Genomic DNA, 19,711 nt, shown 5'->3' on the forward strand with positions numbered 1-19,711 from the left:
ACCGCGTTTTTATTATATAAAAACGCAAGTCATGAAAACGCTAGTAACTTTAATTTTTGTTCTCTTCATCGGAATCGCCGCCCAAGCCCAGGATACTACCTCCGAAGTAAAGGTTGAGACTATTGAAATGGGAATCGTTACCGAGACTGTTGAAGAAGGGATTTCTTTCGAAAACACCACTGAGGTTGCCCGTTTGTACAAGCGTTCCAATAGCAAGGTAAAGAAAGCCTTGTCTTTTACTACCAAAAGAAACCGCGCTAAATTGGCTTAATCCTTTCTTTTAAGGTACTACCGATATTTCCCAGGAACTTCCGAAATCTGTTTTATATATAAGTCCTTATAAAAAACCTCGGCGCCCTCGGATTGCAATATAATTTTTCCTGAATCGAGTTTTTCCTGGGTGGACCTTTTTCTGGAATTGAAAAGTCGCATAACCACCTTCCCATTTACAATATGGATACTGGAATCCCCAAGGGCTATCAGTTCCACATCATTCCATTCACCGTGGGGTCTTTCCGCATCAAAGGCCTTGAATACACGTCGCTTTGCCAAACTATCATGGGTGGCTGTCTTAAGTGTTTCGGCAAAATAATAGGAGCGCAAAGGCGCATTGTCCTTATAGATATGATATATGCTGTCCTTTAGAACGCTCGGGATATCGATTTCCACATCGCCCACAGGCCAGTAATCACCCATGTCGCCCTGTTGTACCTGCAGTTCCTGCGAATCCATCCAATTATGTACAGAACCGGGCACCCCAAAGCCATGATATAGTAAGCCACTGTCCCTGGGTCCATTTTCCCTAGGGGAATGCATACCCTCTCCCCATTTTGTCTTTAGCTTTAGGTGGTAATTCCGATAATCCTGTGCTGTATAGATCATACCCCAGGCCACACCGGAAATCCGGATGGCATTTCCATCCCCGGTGTCTACTAGGGTAATTACCCCTAAGGGGTCGTTATCCCGGCCAAAAGGGGTAAGGGTGTTGCCCAGGCTATCGGTTTGTACTTGGTATGGGGTTCCCAAATAACTATGCCAGCCGCTTAAATCCTTGCCATTCCAGAGAGCGGTCCATTGTTCTGCGGTCTCCGTTTTCTTTTTTTCGGATGTACAGGAGTAGAGTGCAATGATTAGGAATAGGACAAAAAACCTTTTCATGGTATGGATCTTTTAGGTTGCCGCCTTAAGATACTATAAATTAATTCATTGCTGTAACACACCCTCCAAAACGGCCCATACGTTGTCGGCTACGATTTTTTGGCCTTCAACGGTTGGATGTATGCCGTCCTCTTGGTTCAATTCGGGATTGCCCGCTACGCCCTCCAACAAAAAGGGTATCAAGGGTAATGTATTCTTTTCCGCCAGCTCAGGAAAAATTTTGCGGAATTCCGAGGTGTAGTCCTGTCCCATATTCGGTGGTATTTGCATACCGGCAAGCACAATTTGTGTATTGGGATTTTTTTCCAGTACGGCATCAATAATGGCCTGTAAATTGGTTCGGGTCTCCTCCAAGGGAATCCCCCGTAACCCATCATTGGCACCCAATTCCAGAATAAAAATATCGGCCTTTTGGTTCAATACCCAATCCAGGCGGTTTCTTCCACTGGCCGTGGTCTCCCCACTAAGTCCTGAATTGATGACCGTATAATCCATACCCAAGGAATCCAGGGTACCTTGAATAAGGGCAGGGAAGGCCTCTTGGGGATCCAGGCCCAGTCCCGCGGTAAGGCTATCACCAAAGAAAATAATGGCCTTATTGTCCTTCTTGTTGATCTCCTCCGTTGACGTATCTGCCGATTCAGTAGCGGCATCTTCCGATTTTTGGGTGGATTTGCCTCCACAGGATAACAAAAGGAGAAGGGAGAAAAAATAACAAAGTTTTAAGAGTGTATGCATGCTGCCGAGGTCTAAATATCAAAATCATTTCCTTATTTTGTTCTTTTGGCCCATGGGCATTTCAGTAAAGAACTATGACAAAGATATTAAACGTTAGTCACCTTGGGAAGACCTATACCAGTGGTTCCAAAGAATTAACGGTATTGGACGATATATCCTTTACAATAGACGAAGGGGATACCTTTGCTATCGTAGGACCTTCAGGAAGCGGAAAGACTACCTTGTTAGGGCTTTGCGCGGGGCTGGACAAGCCGGGTACTGGTAGCATTGAACTATGTGGCACCGAACTTCAATCCCTCAATGAGGATGAAAGGGCATTGTTGCGTAATCAAAAAGTAGGGTTCATTTTTCAGGATTTTCAACTGTTACCTACCTTGACCGCCCTGGAGAACGTAAGCGTGCCCCTTGAATTGCAAGGGGCTAAAAATGCAGGCATTGTGGCGCGGGAGCTTTTGGAGAAAGTCGGATTGGCCGGTCGTGTAAACCATTACCCCTCACAACTTTCCGGGGGGGAGCAACAGCGTGTGGCCTTGGCCCGTGCCTTTTCCAATAGCCCCTCGATTCTGTTTGCCGATGAACCTACGGGAAATCTGGATGAGGAGACTGGCGAGAAAGTGGTACAACTACTTTTTGAACTCAACAAGGAGGCCGGTACCACTCTGGTAATCGTAACCCACGATTTGGACCTTGCCCGGAAAACACAGCATATCCTTAGACTAAAGGGCGGAAAAATATTGGCAGAGGAAAAAGCACCGGCATTGTGAGCAATAACGACCGAAATTTGAAGACTACCGCCGGTACCCGTTGGTTGTTGAAGATGGCTTGGCGGGACAGTAAGGCCAGTGGGAAACGGTTGCTACTTTTTATGGCCTCCATTATTCTAGGTATTGCAGCGGTAGTTTCCATCCAATCCTTTAGCGAAAGTCTTAAAGAGAATATCGCCCTACAATCCAAGGCCCTTATGGGTGCCGATTTTACCATAGAAACCAAGCAATTGCCTACTGAAAAAGTCCAGGCTCTTATTGATTCCCTAGGCGCCGAGGCGATGGAAGTGAAATTTGTTTCCATGGCCGCCTTCCCCAAGAGCGGGTCCACCAAATTGGTGGAAGTTCGCGGAATAGAAGGGGGGTATCCGTTATATGGTGATCTAGAAACCTATCCCGAGAATGCCGGGGATACCTATCAAGAACAGAAGGGGGCCCTGGTAGACGCCACTGTGATGCTGCAGTTTAACCTTGAAGTAGGGGATGATATAAAAATTGGGGATGTTACCTTTCCCATTACGGGACGTTTGGATTCCGGTCCCGGAACTACGGGTGTTTTTAGTTCGATAGCCCCACCGGTCTGGGTACCTTATGGATCCATTGAGGCTACAGGGCTGCTACAGACCGGAAGTCGTATAGAGTACAATTATTTTTTTGAGGCCGATCCGGATACCGATTTAGAGAAATTAAATGATGCGCTAGATCCCATGCTCGATGCCGAAAAGGCCGACCTGGATGTGCATACGGTAACGAGTCGACGCATGGGACGTAGATTCGGGAATGTAGGTAAGTTTTTGAATTTGGTGGCGTTTATCGCCTTGTTGTTAGGCTGTGTGGGCATCGCCAGTTCGGTACATATTTATATCAAGGAAAAATTACGTTCTATCGCGGTACTGAAATGCATCGGGGCTACCCGAAAACAGACGTTTTTGATCTATCTCCTACAAATTGCGGGATTGGGACTTTTGGGTGGAATTATCGGGACCGTAGCGGGCTTGATCCTTCAGCAATCCTTTCCGTTGTTGCTGCAGGATTTTCTGCCTTTTGAAGTAGTGCTTTCGCTTTCGCCAAGGCCCGTTATTATGGGATTGTTGCTCGGTATTTTGATGTCCGTCCTCTTTGCGCTGTTACCATTGTTGGGTACATGGTTCGTCTCGCCCTTACAGGTTCTCCGTATTCAGGAAGGTACTCCGGTTCGTTCTCGAAGAGCCGTAGTATTGGTCATGGGGGGCATTCTTTTGTTTGTTCTGGGGTTTGCCCAATGGTTGTTGGATAATTGGAGATATTCCCTCTATTTTGTGCTGAGCGTCTTGGCCGTATTTTCAATTTTGGGGGGACTGGCCAACTTGCTAATGCGCGGGGTAAAAAAATATTTTCCTACCTCTTGGGGCTTCACCGCCCGTCAAAGTCTACTGAATCTCTTTCGCCCGAATAACCAGACCTTGGTCTTGATCTTGGCCATTGGGGTAGGGGCTTTCCTGATCAGTACGCTTTATTTTAGCAAAGATATCCTATTGGCCAAGGCTAGGGTGGAGGATAGTTCACAGAGTCCGAATATCATTCTCTTGGATGTACAAACCGAGCAAAAGGATTCCGTGGCCGAGAGTATATTGCCCAAAGGGCTTCCGGTCATTGACAATATTCCTATTGTTACGATGCGTATCCATAGTATAAAGGGCAGAGGCGTAAATGAACTTCGCCAAGATACCGTCTTGAATATGAACAAATGGATCCTTAACCATGAGTTTAGGGTTACCTATCGCGACTCATTGATCGATTCGGAGATGCTTACTGATGGTGAATGGATTTCCCAAGCCGATACGGACACTCCTATCCCTATCTCTTTGGCCGATAATATTGCCAGGGATGCCAAGGTGGTGGTCGGGGATACTATATTATTCAATGTTCAGGGCGTATTGATGAAGACTTTTGTGGGGAGCGTACGGGCGGTGGACTGGGGCCGTATGCAACCCAACTTTTCCATACTCTTTCCCCAGGGCATCTTGGAAAACGCGCCCCAATTTCATGTTTTGACCACCAGGGCGCCGGATGAGGCGGTTTCTGCGCAATTGCAGCGGGAACTGGTCCGCAAGTTTCCCAATGTTTCCATTTTGGACCTGCGTCAGCTCCTCGGGATATTGGAGAGTATTCTGGACAAGATTTCGTGGGTTATCAACTTTATGGCCTTTTTTAGTATCCTTACAGGTATCATTGTGCTCATTGGTTCGGTACGAACCAGTAAGTATCAACGTATTCGGGAAAATGTTTTGTTGCGAACCTTGGGAGCCAAGAGTCCCCAAATCTTAAGAATTACCGCTTTGGAATACCTGTATTTGGGCGTTTTGGGAAGTACCATGGGTATCTTGCTCTCCCTGTTCGGGGCACAATTACTGGCACGTTTTGTATTTGAGGTGCCCTTTGTACCCTCATGGGCGCCTTTCCTGATTTTATTGCCCGGAATTACGGCCCTTGTTTTGTTGATCGGATTGGGCAATAGCCGTAGTGTTATCCAAAGTCCACCTCTGGAAGTGCTACGGAAGGAGGGAGGTTAAACAACCCTATATTTTGGAGCGGCAAAAAACCGAAAATGATTCAATTAAATTCCAACTAAGACCTATTATGAATTACAGAAATATCCCCAAAACTGATTTAAAGGTGTCCGAAATTTGTCTGGGTACTTGGGCCATGGGCAATGATTTCTGGGGTGATGTAGATGACAATGCTTCCATAAAGACCATACAGGCGGCGCTGGACTCGGGCATCAATTTTATCGATACGGCACCGGCTTATGGTGCCGGACACGCGGAAAGTGTGGTAGGCCAAGCTATAAAGGGAAATCGCGATAAGATAATCCTCGGAACAAAAACCGGGGTTACCCGTACTTCGGACAGTTTTTTGCGAGACCTTAGACCCGAGACCATTCTTAGGGAAATCGATGAATCGCTCTCACGTTTGGGAACGGATTATATCGATCTATATCAGATACATTGGCCAGATGTCAATACTCCTTTGGAGGATTCCCTGGAGACCCTTTTAAAACTTCAAGAGCAAGGCAAATTCCGTTATTTGGGGGTTTCCAATTTTACTGTGGAGCTGATGGAACAGGCCAAGGACTTGGTCAACATTGTAAGTTTGCAGCCCAATTATTCCATGCTCCAACGAAAGATAGAAGAAACTTTGGTTCCCTATTGCGTTAAAAACGAAGTTGGACTTGTCACCTACGGTACCCTTTCAGGCGGCTTGTTGACCGGGAAGTATCGGGAACTCCCTAATTTTGAGGAAAATGATAATCGCAGTCGCTTTTACAATTATTATCGGCCCGAAATTTGGCCTCAGATCCAGGGGCTTTTGTCACTTCTGGATGTTTTGGCGGAAAAACACGAATGCCCCGTTTCCTATATTGCCATCGCCTGGGCCCTACAAAAACCGGGCATTGTTTCAGTACTGGTCGGTGCCAAGAATGAAGGTCAAGTAATTTCCAATGCGGCCGCATCCAACATCCGGTTAACCAAAGACGAAGTTCTGGAAATTGACCGCTATATTCGAAAGGAATTGGGAGATGTTGCTTTTTAGCAACAAAGATTTAAGGGGTCAAGGAGTAGGCTTTCAAAGGATTTTTGATAGTTATTAGTTCTATTTCGGCTTGGGTAAACCCCAACTGTTGAAGCCTTGGAAGTAATAAATTATATATGGTTTGGTAAGGCACATTTTTTCCCTTATCGAATGGAACGAGCTTGATAACACCCTTTTCATCTTCCACGCCCCAACCATTGTCATGGGAAATCATAAGTTGGGAAAGTAGCTGGTTTTCCCTTAACACGCGTATCATATTTACGTAACTGTCCAGTTTTTCGGAACTTACGCCATCCAAACTGATCCATACCCCTTTCTGGGCAAGGGCCAGTCTTTCGTCGTCCTTTCCATTTTGGGCATGGACCCATATCATATTTTTTCCATCTACGCCTGCCGCCGCAATAATTTGGTATTGCGAAAGGGCCGCCTCACCATCACCGGTATGCATGGCCATTTGTAGACCACTTTTTTTATGGAGGATGATTGCAGCCTGTAACAACTTCTCCTCAATGGTATCCAAGGGCCCCTTTCCAACGCCCAGTTTTATAAATCCAGGCCGGATACCGGTATCCCCGATACCTTTTCGCCATTCTTGTTCCCAGCGTTTCGCCAAGGCCTCGCTACTTTCGGTATAAGCGTGTTTGGGCAGGAATTTCTTGTTAACTGCGGCGTAGTATCCCGTATTGGTAACGATTTTAAGACCTGAAAGTTCAGAAAGCGCTTTGAGCAATTCCACATCCCGGCCAATATAGTTTGGGGTACATTCAAAGAACAGACCATAGCCTCTTTCCTTTAGTTTTTTAAGATAGGGCAAGATGGAAGTTATGGCCATATGCCTGGGATAACGTGGTTGGGGTGCGATTTCCGCGCCCAAAAAATCCGTGGTAACATGTTCATGAGGTAAAACATTCCCCAGATTTTCCAAACCAACCTTCCCGGTGACCGTCATGATAAAGGCATCTTTAGGTTCCTCTTGAGACCACAAATGACTGAGGCTTATCATTAATACTACAGCAAAAAGAAATACTATCGGTCTCATGACTATCTCATAGTTCTAGTCGTTCAGTTGTCTATACAGCCAGGCGTTACGCAATTCCCTTTGTTCGGGAAAAGTCCAATGTTGGGTTTCCTGAAAAACATGCAGTTCCTTTTTGGCATCGATCAGGTTATAGGCGGCATACATAGAAGCCGGCGGGCAAACATTATCATTGTACCCCCAGCTGTACCATCCGGGGACCTTTACAAAACGGGCGAAGTTCACCACATCAAAGTATTTGGAGGTTTCTATTTTCTCCGGTTTATTGGTATACTCATCCACAAAGATTTGGGGCCAACCTCCGGCACGGCCGTGCAAAAACCCGGTCAAATCGGAAAGGGCGGGATAAAATGCCGCCAAATAATCGATGCGATCATCCAAGCCTGCGGTGATAATGGAAAGTGCTCCTCCCTGACTTCCTCCAGTGACTCCAATATCCTCACCATTAAAGCTTTCAAGACTTTCAATAAAATCCACGGCCCGGACACAACCTAAATAAACCCGTTTGTAATAGGCATTGTCCTTATCGTCCAGATTGGTGGTCCAATAGCTGTTCAAAGCCCCTTGCATAAGATTGTCATACACTTTCTTCTCCATATTTACAGGTATCCCATGGATACCAATGGTAAAGGATAGGAATCCGGCCTCGGCATCGGAAACCTCACCATAGTAAGGTCGGATTCCGGCACCGGGTACCCGAAGGATAGCCGGATGTTTTCCTTCCTTTTTTGGTCTACATAGTATTCCGTAGATTTTACCTTTAATGTTGTTTAATTCTACATGATAGACATCTACTTTATCCGTACATCTTTCCGGTAGTAAGGTCATGATTGGGTTTATGGGAATCTCTGCCAAGGCTTTCTTGCCTTGGTTCCAGAATTCCTCAAAATCCTTGGGTAGGGTAGTGGTCGGTTCTATTTTATGAGGGGCAAAACCCACCGTGGTATACGAGGAATATTCTTTGCCATCCACGGTTACGGTGGCCGTACAGCGTAGAAAACCGGGCTCATCCATTTTCCCGGCCTTTACTTTTGCGCTCCCATTTTTTAGGGATACGGTACCCTTGTCCCAAATTTTTAACGTCCGATACCCAGGATCAGGTTGTATGGTGTAGCTGATTTGAATGCCTTCCATGGGCATATTGTTCCGCAATACGGAAATGGAGAATTCGGGTCGATCTCCAATAGCATAAGTCCAGTCGGTTTGGTCTGGGGAAACGATCACCTTTACCAATTTCCTTTGGGGCTGGGCATGTACATAAAGGGAAAGGAGTGCAATACAAATAAGGGAGAGATATAGTCTAGTATTCATGCGGTATACTTTAAATGATGATTTGATCAAGTCCTTTGGAAATATACTAAAATGAACGGATACTTGGGAAGTTATAGGTGGAAGGTTTACATAGACTTGGAAATTTGTTTGCTTTCCATTGTCCGAAGACCGGCCCTTTGGTTGCAGGAGGGTTATTTTTTAATTCTAGACGGTCTTTTGCCGATGATAAATACATAATCCCCTAAGTCATTTCTGCCTTTCGCGTAGGGTCATAATCGCAACCAATGGTATTGTACATTACTTCCATAAACTTTTGGCAAAGGTAATGCTGTAGATCGATTAGGAAGGCGCTTTCTCGCAATTTTGTTTCCTTCTTTCCTTGCAGCGATGGGGACTAAAAGCCATTTGGTTTGGCAACATTTGGCACACACCAAGCACCAAAAGAAGCTAATGACTACTTAAATCGAAAATACATCTATTTCACGACAAAAGTGGATTGCAACAGATCGCCTTCCGCGGATGAACTACCCACATAAACTTCATAGGCCATATTTTCGACCTCCCAGTTTTTCGTGTCCGGATTATACCAGGCCAGGTCCTTTGTGGGCACATCAAGCATTACCTTTTTGGTCTCACCGGCTTTTAGATGCACTTTTTTGAACCCTCGCAACAGTTTTACCGGACGATCAACTGCCGAATTGGAGAAACCCACATACAGTTGAACTACCTCCTTGCCGTCTACCGCACCTGTATTGGAAACGTTTACTTCAACTTCCAAGGGTTCGGTTGTTGAAAGCTCATGGGTTTTGACGACAAGTGAATCATAGGCAAAGTCGGTATAGCTTAAACCATAGCCAAAGGGATATGCCGGGGTTGTCCCTTTTTTGTCGAAAAGGGTATACCCATGATAATACCCGTACTCGAATTTTTTGGTGTAGGGTGTAAAAGGAGGGTAATCCTTTTGCTCCTTGGCAATTGAAAAAGGCAGTTTTCCACTTGGATTTGCATCCCCATAGAGAATATTTGCCAAAGCCGTGCCCCCTTCCATACCGGCATACCAAGAAAATAATATGGCCGGTACATCATCTTCCCAGGCAGACATGTCAATGGCACTACCGCCTACATACACCACTACTAAGTCGTCGTTCATGGGATGTAGGGCCTTGATCAGCCTTTCGTCTTGCTCCAACAAGCTTAAATCCTTCCTGTCACCACCTATGGTAACTTTCCCCAGGGATTTACCTGCCTCTGCCGCCTCTTCCATCTGTTCCCGGCTGAAGATAATGTATTCGCCCTCATCCTCATGGGTAAAACCGACCACCAGAATGACTTCGTCAGCATTTTGAGCCAGTTCTTTTGCTCTTTCAAGGTTACTTCCATCGTCCAGGACCACTTTGTTTCCTTGGGCTTCTTGCTGCTTTTTTATACCTTCGAAAGGGGTTTCTACATACAGAGGTGTGGAGTCGCTACTTCCGCGATCCCCTGTGTTTTCCAGGTCCGCCAATCTCCCAATTACCGCAATGGTTTTCCCTCCTTGTTTTTTAAAGGGGAGTACCCCCTCGTTTTTTAGCAATACCATGCTTTCCTCTGCCGCTTCCCGGGCAAGTGCTATGCTGGAAGGTTTGCCGATATCACTTGTTGGATAGTTGACCTGGTCATTCACCAATGCGTACTTTAATCTCGTGGTCAGGGATCGGGTCACGATTTTATCAATATCCGCCTTCGATATCTCGCCATTATCCAAACCTTCTTGTATGACCTCCGGAGTATAAACCTGCTGAAATGGCATTTCAACGTCCAGTCCGGCTTGTACTCCTTTAACACCATCATATACACCCATCAACCAATCCGTGGTCACAAAGCCCTCAAACCCCCAATCATCCCGTAAAATATGGGTCAGCAGTTCCTTATTGCTTCCGCAGAACTCCCCGTTGACTGAATTGTAGGCACTCATTATGGATGCGGGTTTACCTTCCTGGACCGTTTTTTTAAAATGTGGAAGGTATACTTCGCGCAGGGTTCTTTCATCTACTTCCACATCGACGACCCATCTGGAATTCTCGATACTATTCAACGCAAAATGTTTGGGACATGCCATTACGTTGTGTTTTTCCAAACCTTTGACCGCTGCAACCCCGAACTCACCCAACAACCAGGGATCTTCCCCATAGGTTTCCTGTGCCCTTCCCCATCCGGGATGTCGCAGCAGATTAATACAGGGTGTCGCCGCATAGTTCACTTTGTTGGCTCGCATTTCAGAGGCAATGACCTGGTTAATGCGATATTCCAGATCCGTGTTCCAACTTGCCCCACGGGCCATACCTACGGGAAAGGTGGTAACTCCTTCAACGTCCTCGCCCAACACCCGGGCTCCACGGGGTCCATCGGACAGTACCCAAGGCGGTATTCCCAGTCTCTCGTTTTCACCAACATAAATGTGGGCAAATCGCTTCTTGACCAAAAAATTGGTCGCCAACTTTGCCATTCCACTACCATAGGGTTCTCCATACATTTGCGCTATTTTTTCATCCAAACTCATCTGTGCAACCAAGTTTTGGGCAATTACTTGGGTATCGGTACCGGCATATTCCTTTTGAAGATACTCTTTGGAGACATAAAGAGAAGGTCTATCGTAGTTGAGGTTAACGATTACGACAATGCTAAGCACAACCAAAATTAGGGCAATTGTGATACCGAACCATTTGAGCAGTTTTAAAGCGATTCTTTTAAATTTAGATCGGGCCATATTTGTGTCATTTTGCCACAAATATATAAAATGTGGCGTTTTGCCACAAATTTTTACTTTTGTATTTATGGACGTGCAAAAATTTTTAGATCAGGGGGAAGAACTGTATCTGCCCAATGTTTCCGTGGATGTGGTTATTCTCGGTTTTAAGGATGGGGAGTTAAAGGTTTTATTGTTGGAATTCGAAGGAAGTTGGGCCCTGCCCGGAGGCTATGTGGGAAAGGACGAATCCGTATCCGATGCGGCCGTAAGGGTATTGGAGGAAAGGACCGGGTTGCAACAGCCCTATTTGCGCCTTTTTCAGGTATTCGGGGATAGGGATCGAAATTTTGCGTCGGAATTTGAGCGATTGTTAAAGGCGGCAGGGTATAACTGGAAAAAGGATTTATGGATCAATAAGCGCTTTATATCGTTGGCCTACTATGCATTGATCCATATTGAGGATGCCCGGCCTACGGGCGGCATTTTTTCCCAACCCTGTGCCTGGCACAATCTGGATGATCTGCCCCCAATGTTGATGGACCACGCCAAGATTGCACTTGAATCCCGCACACAGTTAAAAAGGGATATCGGGATGGAGCAGATTTCCTTTAATCTCTTGCCCGAGGAGTTCACCATGCCCCAATTGCACAAACTGCACGAACGTATTCTTGAGAGGAAACTGGAGCGAAGCCGATTTCAAAAGAAAATGTTGTCCCTGGATATATTTGAACGGTTATCGGAACCTAAGGCAGACGCCCCTCGACGTAAGCCTTTTTTATATCGGTTTAAAAAAGAGGAATAGGTACTTATGAAAGGCAGTATTGAATCTAGGGAGAAATTAGGTACTTGTAACTTAAATAAAATATAATCACTATGACCACAATCTGGAATAACCACCCAATTCTGGAATTCTTCTTCAATTGCTTGACATTGTAAAAGGTATCAAATTTCCTTTGCCCCAAATGCCATAAATATCGGATTATGGCCCCAAACCATTCAGTGGCATTTCGTTCGTGCTCTGCCGGGGTCAATATTCTAAACTCTTCATCTTTGTCCGGCCCTTGAGTGTTTGGATCTTGGTTCATAATAGAAATAGTGTGGAACACTTTTATTAAAGACAAAAGCCTTTAAGTACGTATTATACAATTTACATAAAAGAAGGGGGTAGGCCTTACTTTATCCAATCAAGTCGTATAACTAAAATAAATTGGGCTCGGTTCCTTACAAAATAGATGGGCCTATTAATTACTTAAATTTTACTTTACCTACTATTTCATCACCATAATATAGAATTCCCGAGGTACTACTCTTGGGAAATGGAAAAAAGAAATTCAATTTTTTTGTTTTGAACTTTCGCGGTTTAAAATAAATAACTTGATTTTCCCGTTTGCCCCAGCCATCATAGTCCAAGGGTATTTCCAAGTTGTCGTAATCTTCAAAGGTATATTCCGAAAAACTATCCTTTATCTCGGGATTGTAGGGTAAAACACTGTTTTTCTTTTTCGGAGGATGTTTTAGCAGCTTGACGAAATTCTCAAAAGCGGTAAAGGTTTGACAGGAAATGTCCATTGGCCTGCTTCGGATTCTATGGGTTTCGTCGATAAGAGAGAATTTATTGATATCGAAAAGTTGTCTCTTTCCATTTTTTGCCGTCATTCTCAATTTTACAAAGATTGTTTTCAATTTATCCGATTTGAGAATAATCGATGTATTGGCTTGTATTTTACTAAGCTTCCTGGCATGAATTAATTCCAGTTCAAACTTTCCTTTTTCTACTGTCGCGTTTTGGGCATGGAAAACCGTATGAACAAGCCATAAAAGAAAAATCCATGATTTAGGTTTGAAAAATGACATGCAGTTAGAACATCGTTTTAAGAGTTTTAGTATAAATACCCAGTACCAAATATCCGTGTAGGAGACTTTCATTAAATAAGGGTACAAGGAGTATTCCAAAACATAAGCAGAAAACAAGATAAAAGTACGGGTATATTTTAACCGCCGATGTCTGTAACAGCATGGAGCCACTGCAAAACTATCGATAAAAACCGCATTTTTTTCGGTAAGTTGAGTTGGGGTTGGATTCCGTTCAACGGACCTTTTTCACACTTCATCCATAAAAGGTCCACTAACCGAAAATCCGTGTCGTTCAGCGGTTTACAGAGCATCTCAGCTTGCTATCGGGGTTATCTTTATGTAACCCAATCGCACTGACATGAAGTCTATTTTAACCTTGCTTATCGTCCTTCTCTTCGGAGCTATGGCTTTGGCACAAAACACACAAACCGATGTTAAAGTGGAGTCTATTGAAATGGGTGTTGTTCTGGATGGTAGCCTTGCTGTTCCTGTCGCTACTTTCCAAGGTACGCAACCCGGCCAAGATCAAGTCGCGCGTTTATACAAATTCCGAAATTCAAGAGTAAAGAAAGCCCTGTCTTTCCGCACCAAAAAAAATAAAGCCAAATTGGCCTAAAGGTTCCCCAATACCTTAACCCTAAATCTATTAGCTATGATCTTTGCATTTATTACCGTTTCAATTCTTTTGGTAGTCACTTATGTTGCTGTATTTCCCAAGTCCAAAGGTGCTTTGCGACCTTTAAAGGTACCGGTACGTAAATGAAGAATGGAAGTACACTAAACAAATTCTACCCCTATTCCCGGGACACCGGAATGGCGTTGGAAGAATTTAAAGAAACAGGAATGTATATCAAATAATGTTTCCAGCCATCACTTTCTCATGTTAACCGCATGATTTTTTCCCCTTCCTTTTAAGGAAGGGGATTTTTGTTATAAAATGACGCCTTTGCGATTAGCGATTTTGTCTATATTCAATTCAGTCGACTAATCGCCTGGCACGTTGATTTTATCCCCCAAAAACAGGGCGTTCAAAAACAATCGATTGGTACCATACCAGGAACCTCTAAAGTTGGGATTGTCCGCAAATAGGACCACACGTCCATTGCCCAGTTTACTGACCAACAACGAGGCTGAAGCTTTTGCAAACTCCTCCATATTCTTTTTGGTAATGAACCCATCTATATGGGGTGCATCAGTATATTGGGCTACGGTAGCATAGGCATTCTTGCTGGGCGAGAGCCATACTTCGTTATTCTTGTAAATCGGAATCTGTTGATTTTGGTAGCCAAAACCTAAGGGATGGGTAGTATCCAGGTCTACTTTAAGAATAATGCCACCTATTTGTTCCTTGCCGATGTTTTCGGGCGCGTTCACATAGGGTTTTCGTTCTACCACGGCCGTAGAGTCCTTTTTGGATTTGGTCAATTTTTCGAGCACTAGTTTCTTCTCAATGGCCCACTGGGCAGCGGTGCCAATCGTAATCAAGGTATTTCCCTTGCTTACCCAGTCCTTGATTTTATCCAGTTGTTTCTGGGTCAGGTCATAGCTCCCCGAGACCATGACCAAGATATTGTAGTTATCGATGTTTGCCCTATTAAAATTACGCATCGGGATTTTGGTAATGGGCATGCCCACACGCGTATCCAATAAATGCCAGACCTCTCCAGCCTCGTAGGACCGTACTCCCTGACCTATAAGCATGGCGGCCCTGGGAGTTTTTAAGGCCTTTATATTACGACTTCCCAAGTCGATACCTTTTAGGTTATAACCCGTGGAGATCCCATAGGTGGGAACCTGAAATTTTCGCTGGGCCTGCTGGATAATCCGATATACTTCATCCACCGATTTCTTCTGTAGGGATACAGGAACTACCAGGGCGCCATAGTTGAATTGCTTTCCCTTGGGGCCTAGTTTTGCAGTAAAAGGTTTAAAGGCCGAGGAAACTATTAGGCCGTTTTGCTGTATCTGATTGAGTAGGGCCGGGGCGTTGTAATCATCCCAATCGATAACATAAGCGTAGTCTGATTTTTGTACGGGAGCCAGAGCGGTCAAATTATCTGTCGATTCCACTTTTTCGCCTAAATTCAGGGAATTTACTGGCCGATACCGCATGTTATAAAAATTGGCCACGGACCAGGCGGAAGCATCGTAGTATACACTGTCCCGATACTTTTCATAGGTCTCGAACATGGTCTGTACCATTCTATATTGGGGTTGTGCCGTAGGTACCACATAGTTTTCCCCTGATTTAAATACCTCTATTTTATGCAGTAAAAGCTTATCGATAAAAGCTTTGGTACGGTTGGCATCATAGGCATCTCCAAAGGAATACCCCCTAATTTTGCCTTTGCCCGCATTGGTCAGGGCACTTTTAAAGAAATCCTGCTGGTACTTGCGCAGATAAGCCTTGTTTTCTACGGCCGCCTTTATGGTGGCCATGCTCGTTACATATTGGTTGCGAATGGTAAATGGGAAGGTAATTTCACCAAAAGCGGTTTTTTGTCGATGGCCACGGCTACTGGCCTGCTCAAAAAGTAGTCCCAGACCGCCTTGTAGATCCGGGTAGGAGGAACCATAGCCTGGGTACGTACCATCAAAGGCCTCTTTGGTAAAATAAAAGGAACCGATACTGTCCAGCGCTTGGGCAAAATAGTTCCCGAACATTTCGTTGAGGTCCTCATAATTTTCCTTTGGCATAATTGGGTCTAACGACCCATTGGACTTCATAGGCTCAAAAAAGTAACTGCTCTGCGTTCCCATTTCATGATAGTCCGTCACCACATTAGGATACCATTGGTGGTACCAAAGGAGTTTTCCGCGACTTTCCGGATTAATGCCCAAGAGCCAGTCACGGTTTAGATCAAACCAATAGTGATTGGTTCGTCCTCCAGGCCAGTATTCATTATGTTCGGCATCCTGGGGATCGGCCACTTCGGGGTTGCCTTGGTACATATTGGCCCATTGCGTATGCCGGTCACGACCGTCCGGGTTGAGGGTAGGGTCTATAAATAGGACGGCATTTTTACGATAGCTTTGGATTTCGGGATGGTTCGAGGCCACTAGGGTATAGGCCGTCAACAAAGCCGACTCCGAGGTTGAAGGCTCATTGCCATGTACGCTATAACCTAAATTGATAAAGATGGGAACCTCGGCATAATTGGAAACATTTTTGGACGGGTCGGTAAAGGCCAAATGTTGCTGTTTCAAAGCACTTAGGTTAGAGAGATTCTCCGGGTCGGTAACCGTTAAGATGACCAACTTGCGTCCCTCATGGGTTTTTCCGTATTCCTGTAAAGAGGCGCGATCGGATACCTCGGCCAATTTTTGCAAATAAGCAACGATGAGATCATGGCGGGTATGATGCTCCCCAATACCGTAGCCTAGAAATTCCTGGGGTGAGGGAATATCGGCAGCAAACGGATGGAACTTTTTATAGAAGTAATCCTGTGCCTGAAGGGCACCACTGCACAACAGCAGCAAAAAAAGAGTCTTTTTGAGCATGAAGCAATATTTTTGAATTAGTCGCTTAAATATAGGGATAATGGTGCAGAATGCCCTTACAAGATGTGGAGATAGCTGGATTATTGTAGATGTCCTAAAATACAGGAATTTTTGTTGTATTGGTGGTGATTTTATGCAGAAAATCCGAGGTTTTGGCAATTATGCCAAGGACGGCACCTTTTGATGGATTTCCCGAAACTTCACGATGTAATAGGTGCCCTTTTTGGTGACATCCCGTATTATGGAACCCCGTAGTTGACGGGCCAGATTATGGATAAGTTTTAGTCCTAGGGATTTGGTCGTCTTGTGATTCATGGTTTCCGGAAATCCAATGCCGTTATCGCCAATGTTAAGTTGGTATTCACCATCATCCCCCCTTCGTAACTTAATAAAGATTTCCCCTTTGGAATCATCCACAATACCATATTTAAGGGCATTTGTTACCGCTTCATTGATCAACAATCCTAAGGGTATCGCAGTATCGATATTTAGTTTTATATCCGGAATATCAATATCCAAGGTAATATTGCTACTGGTTCCCTTAATGGAGCGTACCAGATATTCGGCCAATTCCTCCACATAGGATTTATATTCTATTTTGGAAAGATCTTCGCGCATGTATAGCATCTCGTGTACCATAGCCATGGAGATGACCCGGTTCTGACTGTTTTTTAAAAGATCTTTGGTCTGCTTGTCGTCAATGTTCCGTGATTGAAGGCTTAATAAGCTGGATACCGTTTGCAAGTTGTTCTTTACCCGGTGATGTACCTCTTTCAACAAGGTTTCTTTTTCCTTAATTTTTTCCTCCACCTCATTTTTGGTCTTGTAGAGTTTATGATGGACACGCAATAGGTTTTTTCCGAACACCCCACCCAAGAGGTAGACAGAAAACAATATGCTCAATAAGGCAAATAGATCCTTGGAACCTTCCGGAACTACATTGGCCGCAAATCTAAAATCGGCAATACTTTGTGCATAAATCAGTAGAATAATCGATAAAATAAGGTATAGATATAGGGCACCATACGTCTTTGTACTCACATAGCCAGCTACAACAACCAATGCCAACACAAATATAAACGGACTATTGATGCCGCCACTGTACAAAGTGATAAGAGTTGCCCCACCCAATGCCATGATAGAAACGATATTATAGGCAAGGGCCAGGTTTTTGTGATACCTATAAAGAAAAGTGTTTATCAAGTTGAGTACACCAAATACCAAAAAAACATAGGGAATAACCTTGGTGATATTGAGCACAAAGAAGCAGAGCAAACAGAAAATCAGGGAACAAATGGAAGTGAAGTAGTTTACTTTGAGTACCAGTCTGGCCTTGTCCCGTAATCTTTCTTCCATTCCCTTAGTGTACTGCATATCCAAGCGTATTAGATACCGATGCTGTTGGCGGATGCCATAGAAAGGGTAGGTCAGGTTAGGGTTACGCTGTAAAACTAACCATGTTTTGGTATATCTTCCAAATGGTGCCGCTACTATTTTGGGCACAAGGAAGTTTTTTTGCCTTTTGTCCAAACCTACGCTCGCTATATTATTGGAGGCCTGTTCGGGTTTTATAAGCTTGTCCCTTAACTTCTTTTAATTTTGGGCTTCAAATCGGTAAGGTCTGCAATTTTAATGGGCTTGCCTCCTTCAATGCTGCGCCGGGCACCTACTCCGATAAGAATGGACATGGCCCCATCCCTAACACCTGCCGTGCGTCCAAATTCGTCCTCGGTTTCCGGGGTCTTGAAGATTTTATCGTGCAGTCTTTTGTCGCCACCACCGTGACCACTTTTCTCCATGGGGACTTGTACCGTTTCATGGGTCTTCCAAAGCTTATGTAGGATTACTGGCTCGTAGTAGATTTCATCTTTACTGGTCTGTTCCATTTCCTTGGCATGTTTTTCGGCCTCATCCGTAGTTTCATTCTTAAAATATGGAATATCCTGCCAAGCCTCGATCCTACCTTCGGTACCATTAATACCAACACGCCAACCCTCATACGGTGAATAGGTGGTTAAGGAATAGTTTAGAATGGTATTGTCCGCATACTTTACCTGGGCCGACATTTTATCATAGATGTCGATTTCTTTTCGGAATAGACAGTTGTCACGGATATATCCATCTTCGTGTTCATGGTCCACATAAAGCTTTTTGCTGAATTCGTCCTTAGTGATGTCCCAGTAAAAATCACATTTGGATTGATGCTCACAGCTGCGGCACTTATCGCCTCTAAAAGGACCATTCTTTCCATAAAATTCCAAATCCCCATAGGCAAATACTTCCTCGGGCTCAGAGTCTATCCACCAGTTGAGAAGATCAAAATGATGGGTTGCCTTGTGTACCCAAAGGGAACCTCCGCTTTCCATCTGTCCGTGCCATCTTCTAAAGTATGAGGCCCCATGATAGGTGTTGAGGTACCAGTGAAAATCTACGGAAACCAATTTTCCAATAGCATTGTTGGCCAAAAGTTCCTTCACCTTGGTGGCGTAGGGGCTCCATCTATAATTGAAACCGACGATAAGGTTTTTGTCGGACTTCTTTTCAGCATCCAAAATCGCCTGACATTTCGTTTCGTCCGTGGTCAATGGCTTTTCCGTAAGTACATCACAGCCCATTTCCAATCCCTTGATAATAAACTCATGGTGTGTGGAATCCTTGGTGGTGACAATGACCAAATCCGGTTTTGTAGTTGACACCATTTTCCCAAAGTCCGTAAAGGTGGGGCAAGAGGTACCAATGTACCCTTTTCCGTATTCCAACCTACTCGGATTGATATCACAGAGTCCCACAAACTCCAAAATATCGGAGTACTCGTCTACCAAGCGTTTGCCCCAAAAGGTGATGCCCCGAATGCCTGTGCCCACCAAGGCTACTTTAAGCTTTTTGGCAGTGCCAAAATCAAAAGCGTGTAGGGGCAGTGCGGAACTTGCCGCTAACATGCTGATGGAGGAAAGGAATTTGCGTCTGGATGTTGTCATTTTTTTAAGGAGCTAAGGTTTGTTTTAAAGATATTGATTTTTTGGATTATCTGGATTACAGCCTATTGGAATTGAATAAAATAGACTGGTTTTTGAGTTTTTAGCATAG

General features: G+C 44.5%; 16 protein-coding genes. 6 read left to right on the top strand and 10 right to left on the bottom strand.

Features of this window, described 5'->3' with window-relative positions:
- Nucleotides 1-31: 31 nt before the first annotated feature.
- On the top strand, nt 32-271 hold the full coding sequence (locus Q0993_RS10925) for a hypothetical protein (protein ID WP_299532871.1): 240 nt from the start codon (nt 32-34) through the stop codon (nt 269-271).
- Nucleotides 272-288: 17 nt separating this feature from the next.
- Here Q0993_RS10925 and Q0993_RS10930 read toward each other — a convergent pair whose 3' ends face one another.
- Together Q0993_RS10930 and Q0993_RS10935 are read right to left on the bottom strand one after the other, a co-directional pair.
- Nucleotides 289-1,158, bottom strand: a complete 870-nt coding sequence (locus Q0993_RS10930) for a DUF1080 domain-containing protein (RefSeq protein WP_299532873.1) — start codon at nt 1,156-1,158, stop codon at nt 289-291.
- A 45-nt stretch (nt 1,159-1,203) separates the two neighbouring features.
- Complete coding sequence (locus tag Q0993_RS10935; protein ID WP_299532875.1) at nt 1,204-1,896, bottom strand: arylesterase; 693 nt, start codon at nt 1,894-1,896, stop codon at nt 1,204-1,206.
- A 74-nt stretch (nt 1,897-1,970) separates the two neighbouring features.
- Here Q0993_RS10935 and Q0993_RS10940 point away from each other — a divergent pair, with 74 nt between their 5' ends.
- From Q0993_RS10940 to Q0993_RS10950, 3 genes are all read left to right on the top strand, one after another.
- Entirely contained in the window at nt 1,971-2,660 is a 690-nt protein-coding gene (locus tag Q0993_RS10940; RefSeq protein WP_299532878.1) for an ABC transporter ATP-binding protein, read from the top strand.
- Between the two features lie 53 nt (nt 2,661-2,713).
- Complete coding sequence (locus Q0993_RS10945; RefSeq protein ID WP_299533113.1) at nt 2,714-5,212, top strand: FtsX-like permease family protein; 2,499 nt, start codon at nt 2,714-2,716, stop codon at nt 5,210-5,212.
- A 67-nt stretch (nt 5,213-5,279) separates the two neighbouring features.
- A complete protein-coding gene (locus Q0993_RS10950) occupies nt 5,280-6,233 on the top strand; it encodes an aldo/keto reductase (protein WP_299532881.1) in 954 nt (317 codons plus the stop codon).
- 10 nt (nt 6,234-6,243) lie between these two features.
- Here the strand turns inward: Q0993_RS10950 and Q0993_RS10955 are convergent, their stop codons facing one another.
- The 3 genes from Q0993_RS10955 to Q0993_RS10965 form a co-directional block, all read right to left on the bottom strand.
- Nucleotides 6,244-7,272: a hypothetical protein gene (locus Q0993_RS10955; RefSeq protein WP_299532883.1), complete on the bottom strand. Its 1,029-nt coding sequence runs from the start codon at nt 7,270-7,272 to the stop codon at nt 6,244-6,246.
- Between the two features lie 15 nt (nt 7,273-7,287).
- Nucleotides 7,288-8,580: an acetylxylan esterase gene (locus tag Q0993_RS10960; protein ID WP_299532886.1), complete on the bottom strand. Its 1,293-nt coding sequence runs from the start codon at nt 8,578-8,580 to the stop codon at nt 7,288-7,290.
- 436 nt (nt 8,581-9,016) lie between these two features.
- Nucleotides 9,017-11,287, bottom strand: a complete 2,271-nt coding sequence (locus Q0993_RS10965) for a glycoside hydrolase family 3 protein (RefSeq protein ID WP_299532889.1) — start codon at nt 11,285-11,287, stop codon at nt 9,017-9,019.
- Nucleotides 11,288-11,327: 40 nt separating this feature from the next.
- Between Q0993_RS10965 and Q0993_RS10970 the strand changes: the two genes are divergently transcribed.
- The gene (locus Q0993_RS10970; RefSeq protein WP_299532892.1) at nt 11,328-12,071 is read left to right on the top strand and encodes an NUDIX domain-containing protein; all 744 of its coding nucleotides are present in this window, start codon (nt 11,328-11,330) and stop codon (nt 12,069-12,071) included.
- Between the two features lie 25 nt (nt 12,072-12,096).
- On the opposite strand, the gene Q0993_RS10975 is transcribed toward Q0993_RS10970, so the two are convergent.
- Nucleotides 12,097-12,354, bottom strand: a complete 258-nt coding sequence (locus Q0993_RS10975) for a hypothetical protein (RefSeq protein ID WP_299532894.1) — start codon at nt 12,352-12,354, stop codon at nt 12,097-12,099.
- A 160-nt stretch (nt 12,355-12,514) separates the two neighbouring features.
- On the bottom strand, nt 12,515-12,952 hold the full coding sequence (locus Q0993_RS10980; protein WP_299532896.1) for a hypothetical protein: 438 nt from the start codon (nt 12,950-12,952) through the stop codon (nt 12,515-12,517).
- Between the two features lie 529 nt (nt 12,953-13,481).
- Between Q0993_RS10980 and Q0993_RS10985 the strand changes: the two genes are divergently transcribed.
- Nucleotides 13,482-13,739, top strand: coding sequence for a hypothetical protein (locus Q0993_RS10985; RefSeq protein ID WP_299532898.1), 258 nt, complete (start codon nt 13,482-13,484; stop codon nt 13,737-13,739).
- 368 nt (nt 13,740-14,107) lie between these two features.
- Here the strand turns inward: Q0993_RS10985 and Q0993_RS10990 are convergent, their stop codons facing one another.
- The 3 genes from Q0993_RS10990 to Q0993_RS11000 form a co-directional block, all read right to left on the bottom strand.
- The gene (locus tag Q0993_RS10990) at nt 14,108-16,624 is read right to left on the bottom strand and encodes a M14 family zinc carboxypeptidase (RefSeq protein ID WP_299532900.1); all 2,517 of its coding nucleotides are present in this window, start codon (nt 16,622-16,624) and stop codon (nt 14,108-14,110) included.
- Between the two features lie 159 nt (nt 16,625-16,783).
- Nucleotides 16,784-18,127: a sensor histidine kinase gene (locus Q0993_RS10995; RefSeq protein ID WP_367279603.1), complete on the bottom strand. Its 1,344-nt coding sequence runs from the start codon at nt 18,125-18,127 to the stop codon at nt 16,784-16,786.
- 80 nt (nt 18,128-18,207) lie between these two features.
- The gene (locus Q0993_RS11000; RefSeq protein ID WP_299532903.1) at nt 18,208-19,602 is read right to left on the bottom strand and encodes a Gfo/Idh/MocA family oxidoreductase; all 1,395 of its coding nucleotides are present in this window, start codon (nt 19,600-19,602) and stop codon (nt 18,208-18,210) included.
- Nucleotides 19,603-19,711 lie beyond the last annotated feature (109 nt).

Source organism: Ulvibacterium sp. (assembly GCF_028285715.1).
GTDB lineage: Bacteria > Bacteroidota > Bacteroidia > Flavobacteriales > Flavobacteriaceae > Ulvibacterium.